This is a genomic window from Pseudomonas sp. 58 R 3 (genome assembly GCF_900006605.1).
Classification (GTDB): domain Bacteria; phylum Pseudomonadota; class Gammaproteobacteria; order Pseudomonadales; family Pseudomonadaceae; genus Aquipseudomonas; species Aquipseudomonas salomonii.
Genome location: NZ_CVTT01000038.1, coordinates 379158 through 400655, shown reverse-complemented (window position 1 = coordinate 400655; position 21498 = coordinate 379158). Strand labels below are relative to the sequence as shown.

The window sequence follows — 21498 nt, the reverse complement described above, 5'->3', positions numbered from 1 at the left end:
GCCAGCCATGTCTTTTGATAAATCAGGCGACAGGCGCTGGAGGCGGCTCATCGGGAAGGACTGGCTCACCGGGCTCGGTGGGCTGCTGTGGCCAATCTTCGTCAGGTTGACCAGGGATGCCGCCCGCATATGCAGGGTCGGCCATCAGGGACCAGGCCAAAACACCAATCTGGTTGGGTTCAAGCCGGGCGAGTTCGGCGCTGATTCGCGGGTCGATCTTCATAAAGTACTCCTCAAGCGTGGCTCGGCGCGTTTTGCACGCGCCGAGGCAGTACACCCAATAGAGTCACTTCACGCAGACTAATTCCCTTTACGTGTAAGACCTTTCGATCAAGCGCGTGGGAGAGTGACGCCGCGCTGGCCCTGGTACTTGCCGGCGCGGTCTTTATAGGACACTTCACAGGCTTCGTCGGACTGCAGGAACAGCATCTGCGCCACGCCTTCGTTGGCGTAGATCTTGGCCGGCAAGGTGGTGGTGTTGGAGAACTCCAGGGTCACGTGGCCTTCCCACTCCGGCTCAAGGGGCGTCACGTTAACGATGATGCCGCAGCGTGCGTAGGTGCTTTTACCCAGGCAGATGGTCAGCACATCACGGGGAATCCGGAAGAATTCCACGGTGCGCGCCAGGGCAAAGGAGTTTGGCGGAATGATGCACACGTCGCTCTTGACGTCGACGAAGCTCTTTTCGTCGAAGTTCTTCGGGTCGACGATCGCCGAGTTGATGTTGGTGAACACCTTGAATTCATCGGCGCAGCGCACGTCGTAGCCGTAGCTGGACACACCGTAGGAAATCACGGGAGCCGCGCCTTCGCCACGGATCTGGCGCTCAACGAAGGGTTCGATCATGCCGTGTTCTTGCGCCATGCGGCGAATCCACTTGTCCGATTTGATGCTCATGGCGGGTGTCCTGAATAGCGAGGTGGAAAAATTCTGTTGGGCATCTTACCGGGGCCGGCCTTGGGGTTCAAAGGGCGCGGGGCATTTGTTGATGAATGTGCTGCCTGCCATAAGCGGCCGCCACTGTGGCCGGGGCCGACGCAGCAGCGCCAGGCGACTGTAAATACCACCGCCAGTCACGAAAATAGAGAAACCTTCGGAAATACCATTGGCACGTTCGGTAAAAACGGTTAAGGTGACGTCACTGTGTTGCTTGTGTCACTGAGAATCTCTACACGATATGTTGAATTTCGATCCAACCATCTCCAAGAATTTTTCCTGCTCTTTGCACTCAGTCTCGGCCAGGGCTTTTCCTGAGTCGCAGTTAACTTTGTTCAAGGAGTTACACCATGTCTAATCGCCAAACTGGTACCGTTAAGTGGTTCAACGATGAAAAAGGCTTCGGCTTCATCACTCCACAATCCGGTGACGACCTGTTCGTTCACTTCAAAGCTATCCAATCCGACGGCTTCAAAAGCCTGAAAGAAGGCCAACAGGTTTCTTTCATCGCTACCCGCGGTCAGAAAGGCATGCAAGCTGAAGAAGTTCAAGTTATCTAACTTGTACTGACTTAGTCGAAAAAACCCCGCCCTTAAAAGCGGGGTTTTTTTATGCCTGATCGTTCCCACGCTCTGCGTGGGAATGCCTCTTGTGACGCTCTGCGTCACGCTTGGGGACGCTCTGCGTACTGGGCTGCGTTCCCACGCAGAGCGTGGGAACGATCAGGGCAGGTACAAAAAAAATGTGGGAGCAGACTTTATGTGGAAGCTGGCAAGCCAGTTCCTACATAAAGTCTGCTCCCACATTTTGTTCAGCGTCGCTTATTGGAACAACGACTCACTCGACAAGCCATTCTTCTCAAGGATCTCACGCAAGCGTTTGAGGCCCTCTACCTGGATCTGCCGCACCCGCTCACGGGTCAGGCCGATTTCCAGGCCTACATCCTCCAGGGTGCTGCTCTCATGGCCGCGCAGGCCGAAGCGGCGAATCACCACCTCGCGCTGCTTGTCCGTGAGCTCCGACAACCACTGGTCAATGCTTTGGGAAAGATCATCGTCCTGCAACAGCTCACAAGGATCTGTCGGGCGATCATCCGTCAGGGTGTCCAGCAGGGTTTTATCCGAATCAGGACCCAGCGAGACATCGACCGAAGACACGCGCTCATTCAAGCCGAGCATGCGCTTGACCTCTCCCACCGGTTTTTCCAGCAGGTTGGCGATTTCTTCAGGCGAAGGTTCATGATCGAGTTTTTGTGTCAGCTCACGTGCCGCCCGCAGGTAGACGTTGAGCTCCTTGACCACATGGATCGGCAACCGGATCGTGCGGGTCTGATTCATGATCGCCCGTTCGATGGTCTGGCGAATCCACCAGGTGGCATAGGTAGAGAAGCGGAAGCCCCGCTCAGGGTCGAACTTCTCCACCGCCCGGATCAAGCCCAGGTTGCCCTCCTCGATCAGGTCCAGCAGCGACAGGCCACGATTGACGTAGCGTCGGGCGATTTTCACCACCAGCCGCAGGTTGCTTTCAATCATGCGCTTGCGCCCAGCCGGATCGCCCTTTTGCGACAAGCGCGCAAAATGGACTTCTTCTTCGGGAGTCAGCAAAGGGGAAAAGCCGATTTCATTGAGATACAGCTGCGTGGCGTCGAGCGCCCGCGTGTAGTCAATGTACTTGTGTTGCTTCAACGCGGTGGAGTTCTTGGATTTGGTGCGAACTGAAGGAGTTGGAGACCCTTCATCATTCGACATCGATTCCTTTTCGGTGAGTATCTCCATTTCAAGGAGAACCTCATCGTCGATGTCAAACTCCGGCGCTTCTTTACTGAGAGCCATTGTTATAGTCCTTTGGTGAGTTCGACCTCAAGCTCAAGCGACGCCTTTATCCTTGGCAACGCTGGAGCCTGTTCCTTCTACGTGAGGGAACAGGCTGTGCAACACATCAACGACGGGGTAGGAATTGCAGCGGGTCTACAGGTTTCCCTTGGCGGCGAATCTCAAAGTGCAGTTTCACCCGGTCTGTACCAGTTGACCCCATTTCGGCAATTGTCTGTCCGACTTTGACCTGCTGCCCCTCCCGAACCAACAGCCTGCGGTTATGACCGTAGGCACTGACGTAGGTATCGCTGTGTTTGATGATGACCAGCTCGCCGTAGCCCCGTAAACCACTCCCGGCGTAAACCACTGTCCCATCAGACGCAGCTAAAACAGGCTGTCCCAAATCCCCGGCGATATCAATGCCTTTATTCAAACTACCGTTTGAAGAGAATTTTCCAATCAGCACCCCGTTTGAAGGCCATCCCCAACCGGTCGGTGCCGGCCCGGCAGGTGGCAACGGCGCAGCTGCCGGCTTGCTCGCAACCGCAGGCGCGGCGGTGCCCGCAGGCCTGGTGATGATCGTGGTTTTGCTTGAAGACGAGGCCGAGGATCCGGACTTTGTCACAACTGCCGTCGAGGCCGAACCGGTACGCCCATCGAAACGGATGGTTTGCCCCGGATGTATCGTATAGGGCACAGGAATATTGTTACGAGCTGCGAGCGCCTTGTAATCCCAGCCGTAACGGAAGGCGATCGAGAACATCGTGTCCCCCTTTCGCACTACATATTGCCCGGTGGTGACCGTCGGTTTTTGCGGCACGGCGCTGGCACCGCTTCGGTCGACAACCCGAGCGCCACTGGACGGAGAGCTTGAGCAACCCACCAATAAGGAACTCAAGACGAGGCCAAGCACCAGTCGCTGAAAACTTGTTTTACTCATACGCTGCGCAAGACCTGTGAGACTCACCCGCCGCTCCCTTTGTGCTGGCCGAACATGAATGCCTGTATCAGGCTTGAAATATGTCGCAAGTATAACTGGGCATTGGCTTTTTACCGGTACACGACTGAAACGAAAAATTCATCGTGTTTAAACCCGGCGTCCAATCATGTTGACTCAATAAGCCCCGCCGTAAGACACATCCCCATCAACAGAATTCACTGTTTACAAAGAAATGATCAGGCCAGCGGGCCATTGAGCAGCGGAACGAAGCGCACGGCACCCAGTACATGCCGGGAAAAACCTTCGTCCTCACGGATAATGAGCATCAATTGTTGCACTTCGCCAGAGCCCACCGGGATGACCAGGCGCCCGCCGGGGGCGAGCTGATCGAGCAACGCCTGGGGTACGTCGGTGGCGACCGCCGTGACGATAATGCCGTTATACGGCGCCAGCGCCGGCCAGCCTTCCCAACCGTCGCCCCAACGAAACACCACGTTGCGCAGGTTGAGCTCCACCAGGCGCTCCTTGGCGCGGTCCTGCAGGACCTTGATGCGCTCCACCGAGAACACCCGTTCCACCAGTTGCGAGAGCACAGCGGTCTGGTAACCCGAGCCGGTGCCGATCTCCAGCACCTTGTCCAACGGCCCCGCCGCCAGCAACAGCTCACTCATGCGTGCAACCATATAAGGCTGCGAGATGGTCTGGTTGTGGCCAATCGGCAACGCAGTGTCTTCATAGGCGCGATGCGCCAGCGCCTCATCCACGAACAGATGCCGAGGCGTGCGCCGGATGACTTCCAGCACCTGGGCGTTGGACAGACCTTCTTCATACAGACGCTGGATCAAACGCTCGCGGGTACGCTGGGAGGTCATCCCGATACCACGACGCAACAGGTCGTCTTGTTCACGCGCCATTAACGCAGCCCCTCAAGCCAACCATCCAGACTACTGAAGGCATCACTGAAGGTGCGATCGAGCTGCAACGGGGTAATCGAAACATAACCTTGCATCACCGCATGAAAGTCGGTGCCGGGGCCGCCATCTTCGGCATCGCCGGCGGCAGCAATCCAGTAACCTTCCTTGCCACGCGGGTCGACCACCTTCAACGGCGCTGCCGCACGGGCGCGATGGCCCAGGCGGGTCAGCTGAATGCCGCGGATATGGTCGAGGGGCAAATTGGGAATATTGACGTTGAGCACCGTGCGCGGCGGCAAGTCCAGGGAGCCGTGGGCCTCCACCAGCTTGCGGGCGAAGTACGCCGCCGTCGCCAGGTTATCCAGTTGCCGTGAGGCAAACGAAAAAGCGAACGAAGTGCGCCCCAGGAAACGCCCTTCAAGGGCCGCCGCCACGGTGCCGGAATACAGCACGTCATCGCCCAGGTTGGCGCCCAGGTTGATGCCCGACACCACCAGATCCGGCTCCTGGTCCAACAAGCTGTTGATTGCCAGGTGCACGCAGTCGGTGGGGGTGCCGTTCACGCTGATAAAGCCATTGGCCAGAACCTGCGGGTGCAGCGGACGGTCGAGCGTCAGCGAACTGCTGGCGCCGCTCTTGTCCTGGTCCGGGGCAACCACCACGCACTCGGCGTAATCCTGCAGCGCAGCATAAAGCGCGGCAAGACCGGGTGCGGTGGCACCGTCATCGTTTGATATCAGAATACGCATGGGTTGTCCGTCGGCCCCACCGGCACCAGATCAACAAGCTCGCGCACCAACACAGTGGCGAAGCATCCGGCCGGCAGGACGAATTCCAATTGCAGAATGTCAGGACCGGGATAATGCCACGTCAACCCGCCAATGGGCAGTCGCAGAATGCGACGTTCCTGGCTCATGCCGGCGCTCACCAGCCAATCGCGCAGCTCTGGCTCGCTGGCGGCAATGGTTTGCTCAAGCGTATGGGTCGCGCCGCCGGCCGGTGAATCACCCTCGCCCCACTGCGGGCCGGTGGGGTGCAGGTCCAGAATCGCCAGGCGCGGGTCGCTGCATTCAGCCTCGCCCGCCGGGAAAAAACTGCGACTGTCGGTAAACGCCAGCAGGTCACCGACCTGGGCACGCTGCCAGGAGCCGTCCGCAACCCGCGCCGCCAACACTTTGTTAAACAGAAAGCTGCGCGCGGTCGACAGCAGCCGCGAACGCACATTGCGCTGTTCCGGCAACGCCTTGCGCGCCGCCCAATCACGGGCATCCACGACATTGCCGCCGTTATGGCCGAAACGCTGGGCGCCGAAGTAGTTCGGGATGCCGTGCTGGGCGATCAGTTGCAAGCGTGCGTCAATGGCGGCGGTATCGCCGGCCAATTGGGTCAGGCGCAGGGTAAAGCCGTTGGCCGAATGCGCGCCGCGTTGCAGCTTGCGCCTGTGGCGGCCCATCTTAAGAATCTTGAGGGTGTCGTTTTCGGCGCCGCTCATGTCCGGGTCGGCCTTGCCTGGCAATTGCACGCTGAACCACTGACGGGTCAACGCCTGACGATCCTTGAGCCCGGCGTAGCTGACGGTGCGCAAGGGCACGCCGGCAGCCTTGGCGATACGGCGCGCAGCCTCTTCGGTATTCAGGCCGCGCTTTTCGACCCACAGCCACAGGTGCTCACCGTCGCCGCTCAGGGGAATGTCCAGCACTTCGTCGACCTGGAAATCTTCAGCCGTCGCTTTCAAAACCGCGCGGCCCAGGGCCTCGCCATAGGCACGCGGGCCCAGCAATTGCAGATCATTCATGCGCGCAGCAACAAGGCGACGGAGTGCACCGCGATGCCCTCTTCCCGGCCGGTAAACCCGAGCTTTTCGGTGGTGGTGGCTTTCACGTTGACTTGATCCAATTCAATTTGCAGGTCGGCGGCAATCAGCGCGCGCATCGACTCGATATGCGGGGCCATTTTCGGTGCCTGGGCCACGATGGTGTTGTCGACGTTGCCGACCTTCCAGCCCTTGGCGTGGATCAGGCCGACCACATGGCGCAACAACACACGGCTGTCCGCGCCCTTGAAGCTCGGGTCGGTGTCTGGAAAGTGCTTGCCGATATCGCCCAACGCGGCCGCGCCGAGCAGAGCATCGCTCAAGGCGTGCAGCACAACGTCGCCGTCGGAATGAGCCAGCAACCCATGGTGGTGTGCAATGCGCACGCCGCCCAAGGTGATGAAATCGCCTTCAGCGAAACGGTGCACATCATAGCCGTGGCCAATACGCATAAAAAAACGCCCCGATTTAATTCAGGGCGTGATTCTACCTACTTTTGCCTCACATTAACCGAGCAAAGCACGACCATGATGTCGCAAATGGTCTTCGATGAAGCTGGCGATAAAGAAGTAGCTGTGGTCATAACCCGGCTGCAGGCGCAGTTCCAGCGGATGGTTGGCGGCCTTGGCCGCTTGCTGCAACGCCTCAGGCTTAAGCTGCACGGCAAGGAAATCGTCGCGATCACCCTGGTCTACCAGCAACGGCAGTTTTTCCGAGGCTTCGCTGATCAGCACGCAGGCATCCCACTCGCGCCATTTGGCGCGTTCTTCGCCCAGGTAACGGGAGAAGGCTTTCTGGCCCCACGGGCAATCCATCGGGTTGTTGATCGGCGAAAACGCCGACACCGATTGGTAACGCCCCGGGTTGCGCAAGGCACACACCAGCGCACCGTGACCGCCCATGGAGTGGCCGCTGATGCCGCGCTTGTCTGAAGCCGGGAAATGCGCTTCAACCAAGGCAGGCAATTCCTGCACGACATAGTCATGCATCCGATAGTGCTTGGCCCAGGGTTCCTGCGTGGCATTCAGGTAGAAGCCGGCGCCGAGGCCAAAGTCCCAGGCGTTGTCCGGGTCGCCCGGCACACCCGGCCCACGCGGGCTGGTGTCGGGTGCGACGATGATCAACCCAAGCTCGGCGGCCATGCGCTGGGCGCCGGCCTTTTGCATGAAGTTCTCATCGGTGCAGGTCAGCCCCGACAGCCAGTACAGCACTGGCAACTTGCCGCCCTGCTCCGCCTGCGGCGGCAAGTAGACAGCGAACGTCATGTCGCAACCGAGCACATCGGAATGATGCTTGTAGCGTTTATGCCAGCCGCCGAAGCTCTTCTGGCACGACAGGTTTTCCAGGTTCATGGCCGACCTCAGAAGTGGATGACGGTACGAATGCTCTTGCCTTCATGCATCAGGTCAAACGCTTTGTTGATGTCTTCCAGGCCCATGGTGTGGGTGATAAAGGTGTCCAGCGGGATCTCGCCGGTCTGGGCCATTTCCACATAGCTTGGCAATTCGGTGCGGCCGCGCACGCCGCCGAACGCCGACCCGCGCCAGACGCGGCCGGTGACCAGCTGGAATGGGCGGGTGGAAATTTCCTGGCCGGCACCGGCCACACCGATGATCACCGACTCGCCCCAGCCTTTGTGGCAGCACTCAAGCGCGGCGCGCATCAGTTGTACGTTGCCGATGCACTCAAAGGAGAAGTCCACGCCGCCGTCGGTCAAGTCGACGATCACGTCCTGGATTGGGCGGTCGTAGTCTTTCGGGTTAATGCAGTCGGTGGCGCCCAGTTGCTTGGCGATTTCGAACTTGGCCGGGTTAATGTCGATGGCAATGATGCGACCGGCCTTGGCTTTCACCGCGCCGATCACCGCCGACAGGCCGATGCCGCCAAGGCCGAAGATGGCCACGGTGTCGCCTGGCTTGACCTTGGCGGTGTTGATCACTGCACCGATGCCGGTGGTAACGCCACAGCCCAGCAGGCAGACTTTTTCCAGCGGTGCTTCTTTAGGGATCTTGGCCACGGAGATTTCCGGCAACACGGTGTACTCGGAGAAAGTCGAGGTACCCATGTAATGGAAAATCGGCTGGCCCTTGTAGGAGAAACGCGTGGTGCCGTCGGGCATCAGGCCTTTGCCCTGGGTGGAGCGGATGGCCTGGCACAGGTTGGTCTTGCCCGACAGGCAGAATTTGCACTTGCCGCATTCCGGGGTGTACAGCGGGATCACGTGGTCGCCAACCGCGACCGAGGTCACGCCCTCGCCGATCGCTTCAACCACCGCACCGCCCTCGTGTCCGAGGATCGACGGGAAGATGCCTTCCGGGTCGGCGCCCGACAAGGTGTAGGCGTCGGTATGGCACACGCCGGACGCAACCACACGCAACAGCACCTCGCCGGCCTTGGGCATGGCGACATCCACTTCAACAATCTCAAGGGGCTTTTTCGCTTCGAAGGCTACGGCGGCGCGAGACTTGATCATCCGGGTTTCTCCAGGGAGTTAAAAACTGAGGCAGTGAGTGTAAAACATGGCTCAGTGATGAATAATCCAGGCAAAAGCAAAACATTATTGCCATACAGGGATAATCAACATGCTGGAAAACCGCTGGGAAGGCATCGATGAGTTCGTTGCTGTGGCCGAGTGCAGCCAGTTCACGGCGGCGGCCGAGCGCCTTGGGGTTTCTTCATCGCATATCAGCCGGCAGGTGGCGCGCCTGGAAGAACGGCTGCAAACGCGCTTGCTCTACCGCAGTACGCGCAAGGTAACCCTGACCGAAGCCGGCCAGACCTTTCTGCAACATTGCCAGCGCTTGCAGGATGGTCGTGAAGAAGCCTTGCGCGCGGTGGGCGATCTCACCAGCGAGCCAAAAGGCATGTTGCGCATGACCTGTGCGGTGGCGTATGGGGAGCGCTTTATCGTGCCGTTGGTCACGCGGTTCATGGGGCTGTACCCCCAACTGCGCGTGGATATTGAATTGAGTAATCGCCAGTTGGACCTGGTGCACGAGGGGCTGGACCTGGCGATTCGCCTGGGGCGCTTGCAAGACTCACGCATGGTCGCCAGCCGCCTGGCGCCTCGGCGCATGTACCTGTGCGCGTCGCCGTCCTACCTGGCGCGGTATGGTCGGCCACATAGTTTGTCGGAATTGAGTCGGCATAACTGCCTGATCGGCAGCTCGGATATCTGGCAACTGGCTCAGGATGGGCGGGAATTTTCCCAACGGGTGCAGGGAAACTGGCGCTGCAACAGTGGGCAGGCGGTACTGGACGCGGCGCTGCAAGGGGTTGGGTTGTGCCAACTGCCGGATTATTACGTGCTGGAACATTTGCACAGTGGCGCGCTGGTGTCATTGCTGGAGGCGCATCAGCCGCCGAATACGGCGGTGTGGGCGTTGTATCCGCAGCAGCGGCATTTGTCGCCGAAGGTTCGCAAACTGGTGGACTTTTTGAAGGCAGGATTGGCTGAAAGGCCGGAGTACTGTGGCTGATTATTCGGCGCCTGTACCGGCCTCATCGCGGGCAAGCCCGGCTCCCACAAGGGAATGCATTTCAAAGGTGGGAGCTGGCTTGCCTGCGATGAAGTCGACACGGTTTAACTGACTACCTGCGGTTAGCCCACCGCAACCTGAGCCATTCAAGATCTTCCGGCCGGGTCACCTTGATGTTGTCCGATCGCCCCTCGATCAAGCGCGGCGCTTGACCGGACCATTCCATGGCCGAGGCTTCATCGGTGATCACCGCATCGGCCACCAGGCTGTCAGCCAAGGCGCGGTGCAAGGCGCCAAGGCGAAACATCTGCGGCGTATACGCCTGCCAGATCAGGCTGCGGTCGACGGTTTCGACCACACGGCCATGCTTGTCGACGCGTTTGAGCGTGTCGCGAGCCGGCACGGCCAGCAGGCCACCAACGGGATCATCGGCCAGTTCAGCCAGGAGTTTGTCGAGGTCATCCCGGCTCAGGTTCGGCCGCGCTGCGTCATGCACCAGCACCCAGTCATCATCACTGGCGCCCAGGGCGTTGAGTTGCAACAACGCATTGAGCACCGAGCCCGAGCGCTCGTCGCCGCCGTCCGCACGCACGATGCGTGGGTCGTTGGCACACGGCAGGTTTGGCCAGTAAGGATCATCAACAGCAAGACTGACCACCAGCCCCTTGAGGCCTGGATGGTCGAGAAAACAGCCAAGGCTGTGTTCCAGAATAGTGCGTCCGCCCAGTTGCAGATACTGCTTGGGACGGTCCGCAGCCATACGGGCACCCACGCCCGCGGCAGGAATCACGGCCCAGAAGGCCGGTAAAGACTCAATCATTGGGCCAACTGGTAGAGGGTTTCACCCTCCTTGACCATGCCCAACTCATGGCGAGCCCGCTCTTCAACGGTCTCCGTACCTTTTTTCAGCTCAAGCACTTCGGCATCGAGGACGCGGTTGCGCTCCAGCAGACGTTCGTTTTCGGCATGCTGGTCGGCAATCTGCTGGGTCAACTCTTTTACCTGCGCAAAGCTGCCATTACCCACCCATAGGCGGTATTGCAGGCCAGCCAGCAACAAGAGCAAGACGAGGAACAACCAATTGGGACTGCGCATCGAAATCCGGGTATCCAGTAAAAAAAGACAGCCATGTAAAACTTTTACAGCAACTGATAGCACGAAGCCTGGAAGACCCAGGCTTGTGCTTGATAGCCGTCAGATTAGCGCCGAAATACACACTGTCGTGAACTTTCCGACACAATCCTTAGACTTTTACCACTTAACAATCAGCCGCGAAACTCGCTGCGACCGTTGTACTTGGCCTTACCTGCCAGTTGCTCTTCGATACGCAGCAATTGGTTGTACTTGGACACGCGGTCGGAACGGCACAGCGAACCGGTCTTGATCTGACCTGCCGAGGTGCCCACAGCCAGGTCGGCAATGGTCGAGTCTTCGGTTTCGCCGGAGCGGTGCGAGATCACGGCAGTGTAGCCCGCAGCCTTGGCCATCTGGATGGCTTCCAGGGTTTCGGTCAGGGTGCCGATCTGGTTGAATTTGATCAGGATCGAGTTGGCGATCTTTTTGTCGATGCCTTCTTTCAGGATCTTGGTGTTGGTGACGAACAGGTCGTCGCCCACCAGCTGGATTTTCTCGCCGATCTTGTCGGTAAGGACTTTCCAGCCATCCCAGTCGGACTCGTCCAGGCCATCTTCGATCGAGATGATCGGGTAGCGCTCGGTCAGGCCTTTGAGGTAGTCGGCAAAACCTTCCGATGTGAACACGTGGCCTTCGCCGGACAGGTTGTATTTGCCGTCTTCGTAGAATTCGCTGGCCGCGCAGTCCAGGGCCAGGGTCACGTCGGTGCCCAGCTTGTAGCCGGCATTGGCCACGGCTTCGGAGATGACTTTGAGTGCATCTTCGTTGGACGCCAGGTTCGGCGCGAAACCACCTTCGTCACCGACCGCAGTGCTCAGGCCACGGGCCTTCAGCACAGCCTTGAGGTGATGGAAAATCTCGGTACCCATGCGCAGGCCTTCGGAGAAGGTCTTGGCGCCCACCGGCTGCACCATGAATTCCTGGATGTCGACGTTGTTATCGGCGTGCTCACCACCGTTGATGATGTTCATCATCGGCACCGGCATCGAGTAAACACCCGGGGTGCCGTTCAGGTTGGCGATGTGCGCGTACAGCGGCAGGTCCTGGTCCTGTGCAGCAGCCTTGGCAGCGGCCAGGGACACGGCGAGGATGGCGTTGGCGCCCAGGCTGCCTTTGTTTTCGGTGCCGTCGAGCTTGATCATCGCGTGGTCCAGGGCTTTCTGGTCCAGCGGGTCTTTGCCCAGCAACAGGTCACGGATCGGGCCGTTGATGTTGGCTACAGCTTTGAGTACACCTTTGCCCAGGTAACGGCTCTTGTCGCCATCGCGCAGTTCCAGCGCTTCGCGCGAACCGGTAGACGCACCGGACGGCGCGCAGGCGCTGCCGATGATGCCGTTATCGAGAAGCACGTCGGCTTCGACGGTGGGGTTGCCACGGGAGTCGAGAACTTCACGACCTTTGATGTCGACGATTTTTGCCATTGTTGTAAACACTCCAAAGTTGACGAAAACGACGCAGCTGTAGGAAATCTTTTGACCGACCGCAAGGGTGGAACAACAGGGCAGGCTTGCAGGCGACAAGGCTCAGGCCCGCAGGCCTGAGCGTTTAGCGTGGGATACTTTACCGGAGAAACGCGGCTTACGCGGTCTCTACCGTCGGAAAACTCTTGACCAGTTCGTCCAACTGCTTCAACTGGGCCAAAAACGGCTCCAGCTTGTCCAGGCGCAGGGCGCAAGGGCCGTCGCACTTGGCGTTGTCCGGGTCCGGGTGAGCTTCCAGGAACAGGCCCGCCAGCGACTGGCTGATGCCCGCCTTGGCCAGGTCCAGCACCTGGGCACGTCGCCCGCCAGCGGAATCGGCGCGACCACCGGGCATTTGCAGCGCGTGGGTCACGTCGAAGAACACCGGGTATTCGAACTGTTTCATGATGCCGAAACCGAGCATGTCCACCACGAGGTTGTTGTAGCCGAAGCTCGAACCGCGTTCGCAGAGGATCAACTGGTCGTTACCCGCTTCCACGCACTTGTTCAGGATGTGTTTCATTTCCTGGGGCGCGAGAAACTGGGCTTTCTTGATATTGATCACAGCGCCGGTCTTGGCCATCGCCACGACCAGATCGGTCTGGCGCGACAGGAAGGCCGGCAACTGAATGATGTCGCACACCTCGGCGACCACGGCAGCCTGTTCAGGCTCGTGGACGTCGGTGATGATCGGCACGCCGAAGGCTTGCTTGATGTCCTGGAAGATCCGCATGCCTTCTTCGAGGCCGGGCCCACGATAGGAGGTCACGGACGAGCGGTTGGCCTTGTCGAAGCTGGCCTTGAATACGTAAGGGATACCGAGCTTCTCGGTCACTTTTACGTACGCTTCACAGACCTGCATCGCCATGTCACGGCTTTCCAGCACGTTCATGCCGCCGAACAGCACCATGGGCTTGTCGTTGGCAATCTCGATGTCGCCTACGCGAATGATCTTCTGGGCCATCAGGTTTACGCCTTCTTCTGATGTTGCGTCAGTGCTGCTTTAACGAAACCGCTGAACAACGGGTGACCGTCGCGCGGGGTCGAGGTGAACTCAGGGTGGAACTGGCAGGCCACGAACCACGGATGATCCGGTGCCTCGACCACCTCAACCAGCTTGCCATCACCGGAGCGACCGGAGATTTTCAGGCCGGCTTCTTTGATCTGCGGCAGCAGGTTGTTGTTCACTTCGTAGCGGTGACGGTGACGCTCGACGATCACGTCCTTGCCGTAGCAGTCGTGAACCAGCGAACCCGGCTCCAGCAGGCAGTCCTGCGCGCCAAGGCGCATGGTGCCGCCCAGGTCGGAGGTTTCGGTGCGGGTTTCAACGGCGCCGGTGGCGTCTTCCCACTCGGTGATCAGGCCCACGACCGGGTGGCCGCTGGTGTGATCGAACTCGGTGGAGTTGGCGTCTTTCCAGCCCAGCACGTTACGGGCGAACTCGATAACGGCCACTTGCATGCCCAGGCAGATACCCAGGTATGGCACTTTGTTTTCACGGGCGTATTGAACGGCAGTGATCTTGCCTTCCACGCCACGCAGGCCGAAACCGCCGGGTACGAGGATCGCGTCAACACCTTCGAGCAGCGCAGTGCCCTGGTTCTCGATGTCTTCGGAGTCGATGTAGCGCAGGTTGACCTTGGTACGGTTGCTGATACCGGCGTGGCTCATCGCTTCGATCAACGACTTGTACGCGTCCAGCAGTTCCATGTACTTGCCGACCATGGCGATGGTGACTTCGTGCTCAGGGTTGAGCTTGGCGTCGACTACCGCTTCCCATTCGGAGAGGTCGGCACTGCCGCACTGCAGACCGAAGCGCTCGACCACAAAATCATCCAGGCCTTGCGCATGCAGGATGCCCGGGATCTTGTAGATGGTGTCGGCGTCTTCCAGGCCAATCACCGCACGTTCTTCAACGTTGGTGAATTGCGCGATCTTGCGACGCGAGGAAATGTCGATCGGGTGATCGGAGCGACAGATCAGTACGTCCGGCTGCAGGCCGATGGAACGCAGTTCCTTGACCGAATGCTGGGTCGGCTTGGTTTTGGTCTCGCCGGCGGTGGCGATGTACGGCACCAGGGTAAGGTGCATCAGCATCGCGCGCTTGGCGCCGATTTCGAAACGCAGTTGGCGGATGGCTTCGAGGAACGGTTGGGATTCGATGTCACCTACGGTGCCACCAATCTCGACCATTGCCACGTCGGCATCGCCTGCACCCTTGATGATGCGGCGCTTGATTTCGTCGGTGATGTGCGGGATCACCTGGATGGTTGCACCCAGGTAGTCACCACGACGCTCTTTGCGCAGCACGTGCTCGTAGACACGGCCGGTGGTGAAGTTGTTGTTCTGGGTCATGGTCGTGCGGATGAACCGCTCGTAGTGGCCCAGGTCCAGGTCGGTTTCGGCGCCGTCGTGGGTGACGAACACTTCACCGTGCTGGAACGGGCTCATGGTGCCCGGGTCAACGTTGATGTACGGGTCCAGCTTGAGCATGGTGACCTTAAGTCCCCGCGCCTCCAGGATGGCCGCCAATGAAGCGGAGGCAATGCCTTTCCCCAATGAAGAAACAACACCGCCCGTGACGAATATGTAGCGCGTCATGAAAAACCCTAGAAGTCTGCGTTAAAGCGGTCCGAGCCGCCGGGGAAAGCGAAGGAAGGCCGAAGCCCCCGATCACCTGCATTAATCACAGTGCACCTTTCAAAAAAACCGCCGCGTGGTGACAGACCAGCAATGAAACACCGGTACGTTGATCGCTACACATTTTTTGGAATCGCCCAGCAAAGACTGCTTGGTAATCGGCAACTGCTGCGATTCAGCTGAATCCACAGAAGTTGTATCAAGAAGGGAGCGTAGTCTACCGGAAAGCCTCTATCAGCTCAAACCTTGATCGCACGTCTGTGGCATCCAATGTAATCGCCACTTGCCAGCCGAGCAGGCCCATAGTCCCGCAAGGGTTGGGACAGCCAGCAATTGCTCGCCCTGATAGAGCAGCGGCAATCTGCCACGGATGAAACCTGGCAAGCCACTTTCATTCAGCAGGCGCTTCAAGTCCCGCCGGCCTCGACCAGGCACATCGATGATTTCGCCGCCTTGGCGATATCGAATCACCAACGGGCCTGCGGGCGCGTCTCCGATAAACTCAAGCTGACCATTACCCGGTAACTCTAGTGGGTTTTGCGGATGGGGCCAGCTCACCGGCGCGTCGGAAAACTCTGAGTAGGTGGAAGGCAGCCACCACACGCGCTCGCCGCTGCGGTGCAACTGACCATCGGCCAGGCGCCACAGCGGTTGCGCATCACCCTTGGCATCCCGCAAGGCATACCAACCGGCCCAGTGGTCGCTGTCGGGTAAACGCGTCAGCGGCGTCAGCCAATGGCGCAGGGCATTGCGCTGGCGGGCGTCGGAAAGCCCGCGCAAGGGAGCGAGGGCCAATGACGGCAAGGCCAGCCAGGGAAACGGCGAAGGTGGGTCGGCGGCTTGCAGGTCAATGACGGCCAATTCGTCGAGCAAGGCCTGGGCTTCGCTCAAGTGCTCGGCAGTACGGGCCAGGCTGGCGACGGCTTGGGGCCAGCGCTCGGTCAGCAGCGGGAACACACGATGGCGCAAGTAATTGCGTGCAAACCGGGAATCGGAATTGGAAGGGTCTTCGATCCACTGCAACTGATGCTGCTGCGCATAGGCTTGCAGCTCGGCGCGTGAGACATCCAGCAACGGCCGTACCAAGTGTCCGTCAGCCAAGTGCGCCCCCGCCAATGGGCGATGCGCCGGCATGGCCGCCAAGCCTCGCACCCCCGCGCCGCGCAACAGGCGAAACAGCAGGGTTTCGGCTTGGTCGTCACGATGCTGGCCGGTGAGCAGCACCTGCCCTGCCCCGGTCACCTCGGTAAACGCCCGGTAGCGCGCATCACGCGCTGCACGTTCAAGGCTGGCACCCGACTGGACTTGCACGCGCATCACCTGCAAAGGCACGCCCAGCTCGTCACAGACGGCTTGGCAATGACCTGGCCAGGCATCGGCGGCCGCTTGCAGGCCATGGTGAACATGGATTGCGCTGAGGGGCGGCAGGGTTTCGGTGTTTGCCAGGGAGGCCAGGAAGTGCAGCAGGACGGTGGAATCAAGGCCGCCAGAAAAGGCGACATGCCAGGCGGGGGCGTTGCGCCAAGGGGTGAGGTTTTGCAGGAGTTTGGCGGTCAGGGTGGGCTTCATAGCAAAGTACGCCATCAATCTGGAAAGCGATAACCCAGCATACACAAAGCAAATGTGGGAGCGGGCTTGTGTGGGAGCCGGGCTTGCCCGCGATGCAGACAACTCGGTTTATCTGTTACACCGAGTTGACGCTATCGCAGGCAAGCCAGCTCCCACATAAGCCAGCTCCCACATTGGGTACTGCGTCGACTTAGAGGCCGTAGCTCATCAGGCGCTCATAACGACGCTTGAGCAGCGCTTCATTGTCCAGCTTCTTGAGCATCGCCAGTTGCGAACCCAGCTCGGCACGGATAGTCGCAGCAGCGGCAGCCGGGTCGCGATGGGCGCCGCCCAATGGCTCGGCGATAACCTTATCCACGATGCCCAGGCCTTTGAGGCGATCGGCGGTGATACCCATGGCTTCGGCAGCGTCCGGGGCTTTTTCGGCGGTTTTCCACAGAATCGAGGCGCAACCTTCCGGCGAAATCACCGCGTAGGTCGAATATTGCAGCATGTTCAGTTGGTCGCAGACGCCAATGGCCAGCGCACCGCCGGAACCACCTTCACCAATCACGGTGGCGATGATCGGGGTTTTCAAGCGGGACATCACACGCAGGTTCCAGGCAATCGCTTCGCTCTGGTTGCGCTCTTCGGCGTCGATACCCGGGTAGGCACCCGGGGTGTCGATGAAGGTCAGGATCGGCATCTTGAAGCGTTCGGCCATTTCCATCAGGCGGCAGGCCTTGCGGTAGCCTTCCGGGCGCGGCATGCCGAAGTTGCGACGCACCTTTTCACGCACTTCACGGCCTTTCTGGTGACCGATCACCATCACTGGCTGGTCGTCCAGGCGAGCGATACCGCCCACGATGGCTGCGTCGTCAGAGAAGTGGCGGTCGCCATGCAGCTCGTCGAACTCGGTGAAAATGTGCTGAATGTAGTCCAGGGTGTACGGACGGCGCGGGTGGCGGGCCAGGCGCGCGATCTGCCAGCTGGTCAGCTTGCCGAAGATGTCTTCGGTGAGCGAGCTGCTCTTGTCTTGCAGGCGAGCGATCTCATCGCCGATATTCAGCGAATTGTCATTGCCGACCAGGCGCAGTTCTTCAATCTTGGCTTGCAGGTCAGCGATCGGCTGTTCGAAATCAAGAAAATTCGGGTTCATAAGCGTCCGTCTTGGGTCGACGGCCAGGGAGTGCCTGGCCAGCCGGTTGTCTATTCGCGCCCTACCTTAAGGGAGAGGCGCGTTTAGGTCGAGATTAAATGTTCAGCCGAGATCAGACTTATCTGACCGTCAGCGGTATTGGAGGAAGACGTTGTCTCGCCCGAACTGGTCACGCAAAGCTTGAATCAAGCCATCAGCGGGATCAATTCGCCACGTCTCGCCAAACTGCAACATCGCCTTGGCGTCGTTGCCGGTGTACTCCATGGTCACCGGGCACGCGCCGCGGTGACGTTTGAGCAGGTCACCCAACCAGCGTAGCTGATCGCCTTTGAGGGCTTCGGTCTTGACCTTCAGGCGCAGGCTTTCGGCCAGGTTGGTGCGCGCATCTTCCATGCTCATCACCCGCTTGATCCGCAGGCGCAGGCCGCCGGAGAAGTCATCGTTGCTGACCTCACCCTCCACCACCACCATGGCATCGGTCTGCAGCAGCGACTGCGCGGAGTGGAACGCATCGGCAAACAGCGACGCCTCGATGCGACCCGAGCGGTCATCAAGGGTAATAAAGCCCATTTTGTCGCCCTTCTTATTTTTCATCACCCGCAGGGCGATGATCATGCCGGCGACGGTCTGGGTATCGCGCGCCGGCTTCAGATCGATGATGCGCTGGCGGGCGAAACGGCGTATTTCACCCTCGTACTCGTCAATCGGGTGACCGGTCAGGTACAGGCCCAGGGTGTCCTTCTCACCTTTGAGACGCTCCTTGAGGGTCAGTTCCTTGGCCTTGCGATGGTTGGCATAAACGTCGGCATCTTCCTCGACAAACAGCCCGCCAAACAGGTCGGCGTGGCCGCTGTCATGGGTGCGGGCGGTCTGTTCGGCGGCCTTGATCGCTTCTTCCATGGCGGTGAGCAGCACCGCACGGTTGCGGTCGATATTCGCCTGGTAAGCCTTGGGCTCATCATGGAAATACGGGCCGAGACGGTCAAGTGCCCCACTGCGGATCAAACCATCGAGGGTGCGCTTGTTGATACGCTTAAGGTCGACCCGTGCGCAGAAGTCGAACAGATCCTCGAACGGCCCGTGCTGACGCGCCTCGGTGATCGCTTCGACCGGGCCTTCGCCCACGCCCTTGATGGCGCCCAGGCCATAGATGATGCGGCCTTCGTCGTTCACCGTGAACTTGAACTCCGAGGCGTTCACGTCCGGCGCGTCGAGGCGCAGCTTCATGGTGCGCACTTCCTCGATCAAGGTCACGACCTTGTCGGTGTTGTGCATATCCGCCGAGAGTACCGCCGCCATGAACGGCGCCGGGTAGTGGGCTTTCAGCCACGCGGTCTGGTACGACACCAGGCCGTAGGCGGCAGAGTGGGATTTGTTGAAGCCGTAACCGGCGAACTTCTCTACCAGGTCGAAAATGTTACCGGCCAGGTCCGCGTCGATATTGTTGGTGGCGCAACCCTCAATGAAACCACCGCGCTGCTTGGCCATTTCCTCGGGTTTTTTCTTACCCATGGCGCGACGCAGCATGTCTGCGCCGCCGAGGGTGTAACCCGCCATCACCTGGGCAATCTGCATCACCTGTTCTTGATACAGGATGATGCCGTAGGTCGGTGCCAGTACCGGCTTGAGGCCTTCATACTGGTAATCGGAGTGCGGATACGCCAGTTCGGCGCGGCCGTGCTTACGGTTGATAAAGTCGTCCACCATGCCCGATTGCAGCGGGCCAGGACGGAACAGGGCCACCAGTGCGATCAAGTCTTCCAGGCAGTCGGGCTTGAGCTTTTTGATCAGCTCTTTCATGCCACGCGACTCAAGCTGGAACACCGCCGTGGTTTCGGCTTTTTGCAGCAGCTGGTAGGTAGGTTTGTCATCCAGCGGGATAAACGCGATATCCAGCGGCTCCTCGTCGACCTTGGCGCGTTCGCGGTTGATGGTCTTGAGCGCCCAGTCGATGATCGTCAGGGTTCGCAGGCCGAGGAAGTCGAACTTCACCAGGCCGGCCGCCTCCACATCATCCTTGTCGAACTGGGTGACCAGGCCATCGCCTTCTTCATCGCAATAAATCGGCGAAAAATCAGTGAGCTTGGTCGGCGCAATCACCACACCGCCGGCGTGTTTACCGACGTTACGCACCACACCTTCGAGTTTGCGCGCCATGTCCCAGATTTCGGCGGCTTCTTCATCGACCTTGATAAAGTCGCGCAGGATTTCTTCCTGCTCATAAGCCTTCTCAAGGGTCATGCCGACTTCAAACGGAATCATCTTCGACAGACGGTCCGCCAGGCCGTAGGACTTACCCTGCACCCGCGCTACGTCGCGGATTACGGCCTTGGCCGCCATGGAACCGAAGGTGATGATCTGGCTCACGGCGTTGCGGCCGTATTTCTCGGCCACGTACTCGATCACACGGTCGCGACCGTCCATGCAGAAGTCGACGTCGAAGTCGGGCATGGAAACCCGTTCCGGGTTCAGGAACCGTTCGAACAGCAGGTCGTATTCCAGCGGGTCAAGGTCGGTGATCTTCTGCACATAGGCCACCAGCGACCCGGCACCCGAACCCCGGCCTGGGCCTACCGGCACGCCGTTGCTCTTGGCCCACTGGATAAAGTCCATCACGATCAGGAAGTAACCGGGGAACCCCATCTGGATAATGATATCCAGCTCGAAATTCAGCCGGTCAACGTAGACCTGGCGCTTGGCCTCATAGTCTTCGGTGGTGTCCTTGGGCAGCAGAACGCTTAAGCGCTCTTCCAGGCCGTCGAACGACACCTTGCGGAAATACTCGTCGATGGTCATGCCATCGGGAATCGGGAAGTTGGGCAGGAAGTGCTTGCCCAGCTTCACTTCAATATTGCAGCGCTTGGCGATTTCGACCGAGTTTTCCAGCGCCTCAGGCAGGTCGCTGAACAGCTCGGCCATTTCATCGGCACTTTTGAGGTACTGCTCTTCGCTGTAGTTCTTGGAGCGACGCGGGTCATCCAGGGCCCGGCCTTCGCCGATGCACACACGGGTTTCGTGGGCCTCGAAATCTTCTTTCTTGATAAAGCGCACATCGTTGGTCGCAACCAGCGGCGCGCCCAGCTTGTCGGCCAGGGCCACCGCGGCGTGCAGGTGCTCTTCATCGTTGGGGCGGTTGGTGCGCTGAACTTCCAGGTAGAAGCGATCGGGGAAGACGTCCATCCACTCGCGAGCCAGCACTTCGGCTTCCTGGGGGTTGCCGCCCAGCAGCGCGATACCGATCTCACCTTCCTTGGCGGCCGAGAGCATGATCACGCCCTCGCTCGCCTCGGCTACCCATTCACGCTCGATAATGATCGAGCCGTTGCGCTGGCCGTCGATAAACCCGCGGGAGATCAATTCGGTGAGGTTGCGATAACCCACGCCATTCATCGCCAACAGGCTGATGCGACTCAGTGGGTTATCCGGGTCTTTGTTCGACAGCCACAGGTCGACGCCACAGATCGGCTTGATGCCGGCGCCCATGGCGTTTTTGTAGAATTTGACCAGGGAACACATGTTGTTTTGATCGGTAACCGCCACCGCAGGCATGTTCATGCCCACCAGGGTTTTGACCAGCGGTTTGATCCGTACAAGGCCGTCGACCAGGGAGTATTCAGTGTGCAGGCGCAGGTGAACGAATGAAGCCGGCATAGTGATCCTG

20 protein-coding genes are annotated in these 21498 nt (G+C 59.5%); 2 read left to right on the top strand and 18 right to left on the bottom strand.

Annotated elements, in window-relative coordinates; translation table 11 throughout:
• Window positions 1-22: 22 nt before the first annotated feature.
• Window positions 23-223: a hypothetical protein gene (locus BFP92_RS30230; RefSeq protein ID WP_017137167.1), complete on the bottom strand. Its 201-nt coding sequence runs from the start codon at window positions 221-223 to the stop codon at window positions 23-25.
• 107 nt (window positions 224-330) lie between these two features.
• Complete coding sequence (gene dcd / locus BFP92_RS07585; protein ID WP_017137166.1) at window positions 331-897, bottom strand: dCTP deaminase; 567 nt, start codon at window positions 895-897, stop codon at window positions 331-333.
• A 389-nt stretch (window positions 898-1286) separates the two neighbouring features.
• On the opposite strand from dcd, the gene BFP92_RS07580 reads away from it, so the two are divergent.
• Window positions 1287-1496, top strand: coding sequence for a cold-shock protein (locus BFP92_RS07580; RefSeq protein ID WP_002554837.1), 210 nt, complete (start codon window positions 1287-1289; stop codon window positions 1494-1496).
• A gap of 261 nt (window positions 1497-1757) precedes the next feature.
• Here BFP92_RS07580 and rpoS read toward each other — a convergent pair whose 3' ends face one another.
• From rpoS to BFP92_RS07540, 8 genes are all read right to left on the bottom strand, one after another.
• Window positions 1758-2768 (bottom strand): RNA polymerase sigma factor RpoS, encoded by a 1011-nt coding sequence (gene rpoS / locus BFP92_RS07575; protein ID WP_056857520.1) that lies wholly within the window; start codon window positions 2766-2768, stop codon window positions 1758-1760.
• A 106-nt stretch (window positions 2769-2874) separates the two neighbouring features.
• Entirely contained in the window at window positions 2875-3717 is an 843-nt protein-coding gene (locus BFP92_RS07570; protein WP_065928988.1) for a peptidoglycan DD-metalloendopeptidase family protein, read from the bottom strand.
• Between the two features lie 209 nt (window positions 3718-3926).
• Complete coding sequence (locus tag BFP92_RS07565) at window positions 3927-4562, bottom strand: protein-L-isoaspartate(D-aspartate) O-methyltransferase (RefSeq protein ID WP_169850588.1); 636 nt, start codon at window positions 4560-4562, stop codon at window positions 3927-3929.
• A gap of 41 nt (window positions 4563-4603) precedes the next feature.
• Window positions 4604-5353: a 5'/3'-nucleotidase SurE gene (gene surE / locus BFP92_RS07560; protein ID WP_017137163.1), complete on the bottom strand. Its 750-nt coding sequence runs from the start codon at window positions 5351-5353 to the stop codon at window positions 4604-4606.
• Window positions 5341-6399 (bottom strand): tRNA pseudouridine(13) synthase TruD, encoded by a 1059-nt coding sequence (truD, locus tag BFP92_RS07555; protein WP_065928987.1) that lies wholly within the window; start codon window positions 6397-6399, stop codon window positions 5341-5343. Before truD ends, surE begins: the two co-directional genes overlap by 13 nt.
• Complete coding sequence (ispF, locus tag BFP92_RS07550) at window positions 6396-6869, bottom strand: 2-C-methyl-D-erythritol 2,4-cyclodiphosphate synthase (protein WP_064451170.1); 474 nt, start codon at window positions 6867-6869, stop codon at window positions 6396-6398. Before ispF ends, truD begins: the two co-directional genes overlap by 4 nt.
• A gap of 54 nt (window positions 6870-6923) precedes the next feature.
• On the bottom strand, window positions 6924-7769 hold the full coding sequence (gene fghA / locus BFP92_RS07545; RefSeq protein ID WP_065928986.1) for an S-formylglutathione hydrolase: 846 nt from the start codon (window positions 7767-7769) through the stop codon (window positions 6924-6926).
• Window positions 7770-7777: 8 nt separating this feature from the next.
• Complete coding sequence (locus BFP92_RS07540; protein ID WP_017137160.1) at window positions 7778-8890, bottom strand: S-(hydroxymethyl)glutathione dehydrogenase/class III alcohol dehydrogenase; 1113 nt, start codon at window positions 8888-8890, stop codon at window positions 7778-7780.
• Between the two features lie 109 nt (window positions 8891-8999).
• Here BFP92_RS07540 and BFP92_RS07535 point away from each other — a divergent pair, with 109 nt between their 5' ends.
• The gene (locus BFP92_RS07535; protein ID WP_058421678.1) at window positions 9000-9896 is read left to right on the top strand and encodes a LysR substrate-binding domain-containing protein; all 897 of its coding nucleotides are present in this window, start codon (window positions 9000-9002) and stop codon (window positions 9894-9896) included.
• 112 nt (window positions 9897-10008) lie between these two features.
• Here the strand turns inward: BFP92_RS07535 and ispD are convergent, their stop codons facing one another.
• From ispD to dnaE, 8 genes are all read right to left on the bottom strand, one after another.
• Window positions 10009-10716 (bottom strand): 2-C-methyl-D-erythritol 4-phosphate cytidylyltransferase, encoded by a 708-nt coding sequence (gene ispD / locus BFP92_RS07530; RefSeq protein ID WP_056857525.1) that lies wholly within the window; start codon window positions 10714-10716, stop codon window positions 10009-10011.
• Window positions 10713-10991, bottom strand: a complete 279-nt coding sequence (gene ftsB, locus BFP92_RS07525) for a cell division protein FtsB (RefSeq protein ID WP_017137157.1) — start codon at window positions 10989-10991, stop codon at window positions 10713-10715. Before ftsB ends, ispD begins: the two co-directional genes overlap by 4 nt.
• Before the next feature lie 170 nt (window positions 10992-11161).
• Window positions 11162-12451 carry a phosphopyruvate hydratase gene (eno, locus tag BFP92_RS07520; RefSeq protein WP_065928985.1) on the bottom strand — a complete coding sequence of 430 codons (1290 nt, stop codon included), beginning with the start codon at window positions 12449-12451 and terminating at the stop codon, window positions 11162-11164.
• Window positions 12452-12608: 157 nt separating this feature from the next.
• Window positions 12609-13454 carry a 3-deoxy-8-phosphooctulonate synthase gene (kdsA, locus tag BFP92_RS07515; RefSeq protein WP_065928984.1) on the bottom strand — a complete coding sequence of 282 codons (846 nt, stop codon included), beginning with the start codon at window positions 13452-13454 and terminating at the stop codon, window positions 12609-12611.
• Between the two features lie 5 nt (window positions 13455-13459).
• Complete coding sequence (locus BFP92_RS07510) at window positions 13460-15091, bottom strand: CTP synthase (RefSeq protein ID WP_056857526.1); 1632 nt, start codon at window positions 15089-15091, stop codon at window positions 13460-13462.
• Between the two features lie 273 nt (window positions 15092-15364).
• Window positions 15365-16699 carry a tRNA lysidine(34) synthetase TilS gene (gene tilS / locus BFP92_RS07505; RefSeq protein WP_065928983.1) on the bottom strand — a complete coding sequence of 445 codons (1335 nt, stop codon included), beginning with the start codon at window positions 16697-16699 and terminating at the stop codon, window positions 15365-15367.
• A 190-nt stretch (window positions 16700-16889) separates the two neighbouring features.
• On the bottom strand, window positions 16890-17837 hold the full coding sequence (locus BFP92_RS07500) for an acetyl-CoA carboxylase carboxyltransferase subunit alpha (RefSeq protein ID WP_065928982.1): 948 nt from the start codon (window positions 17835-17837) through the stop codon (window positions 16890-16892).
• Window positions 17838-17966: 129 nt separating this feature from the next.
• Window positions 17967-21488: a DNA polymerase III subunit alpha gene (gene dnaE, locus BFP92_RS07495; protein ID WP_065928981.1), complete on the bottom strand. Its 3522-nt coding sequence runs from the start codon at window positions 21486-21488 to the stop codon at window positions 17967-17969.
• Window positions 21489-21498 lie beyond the last annotated feature (10 nt).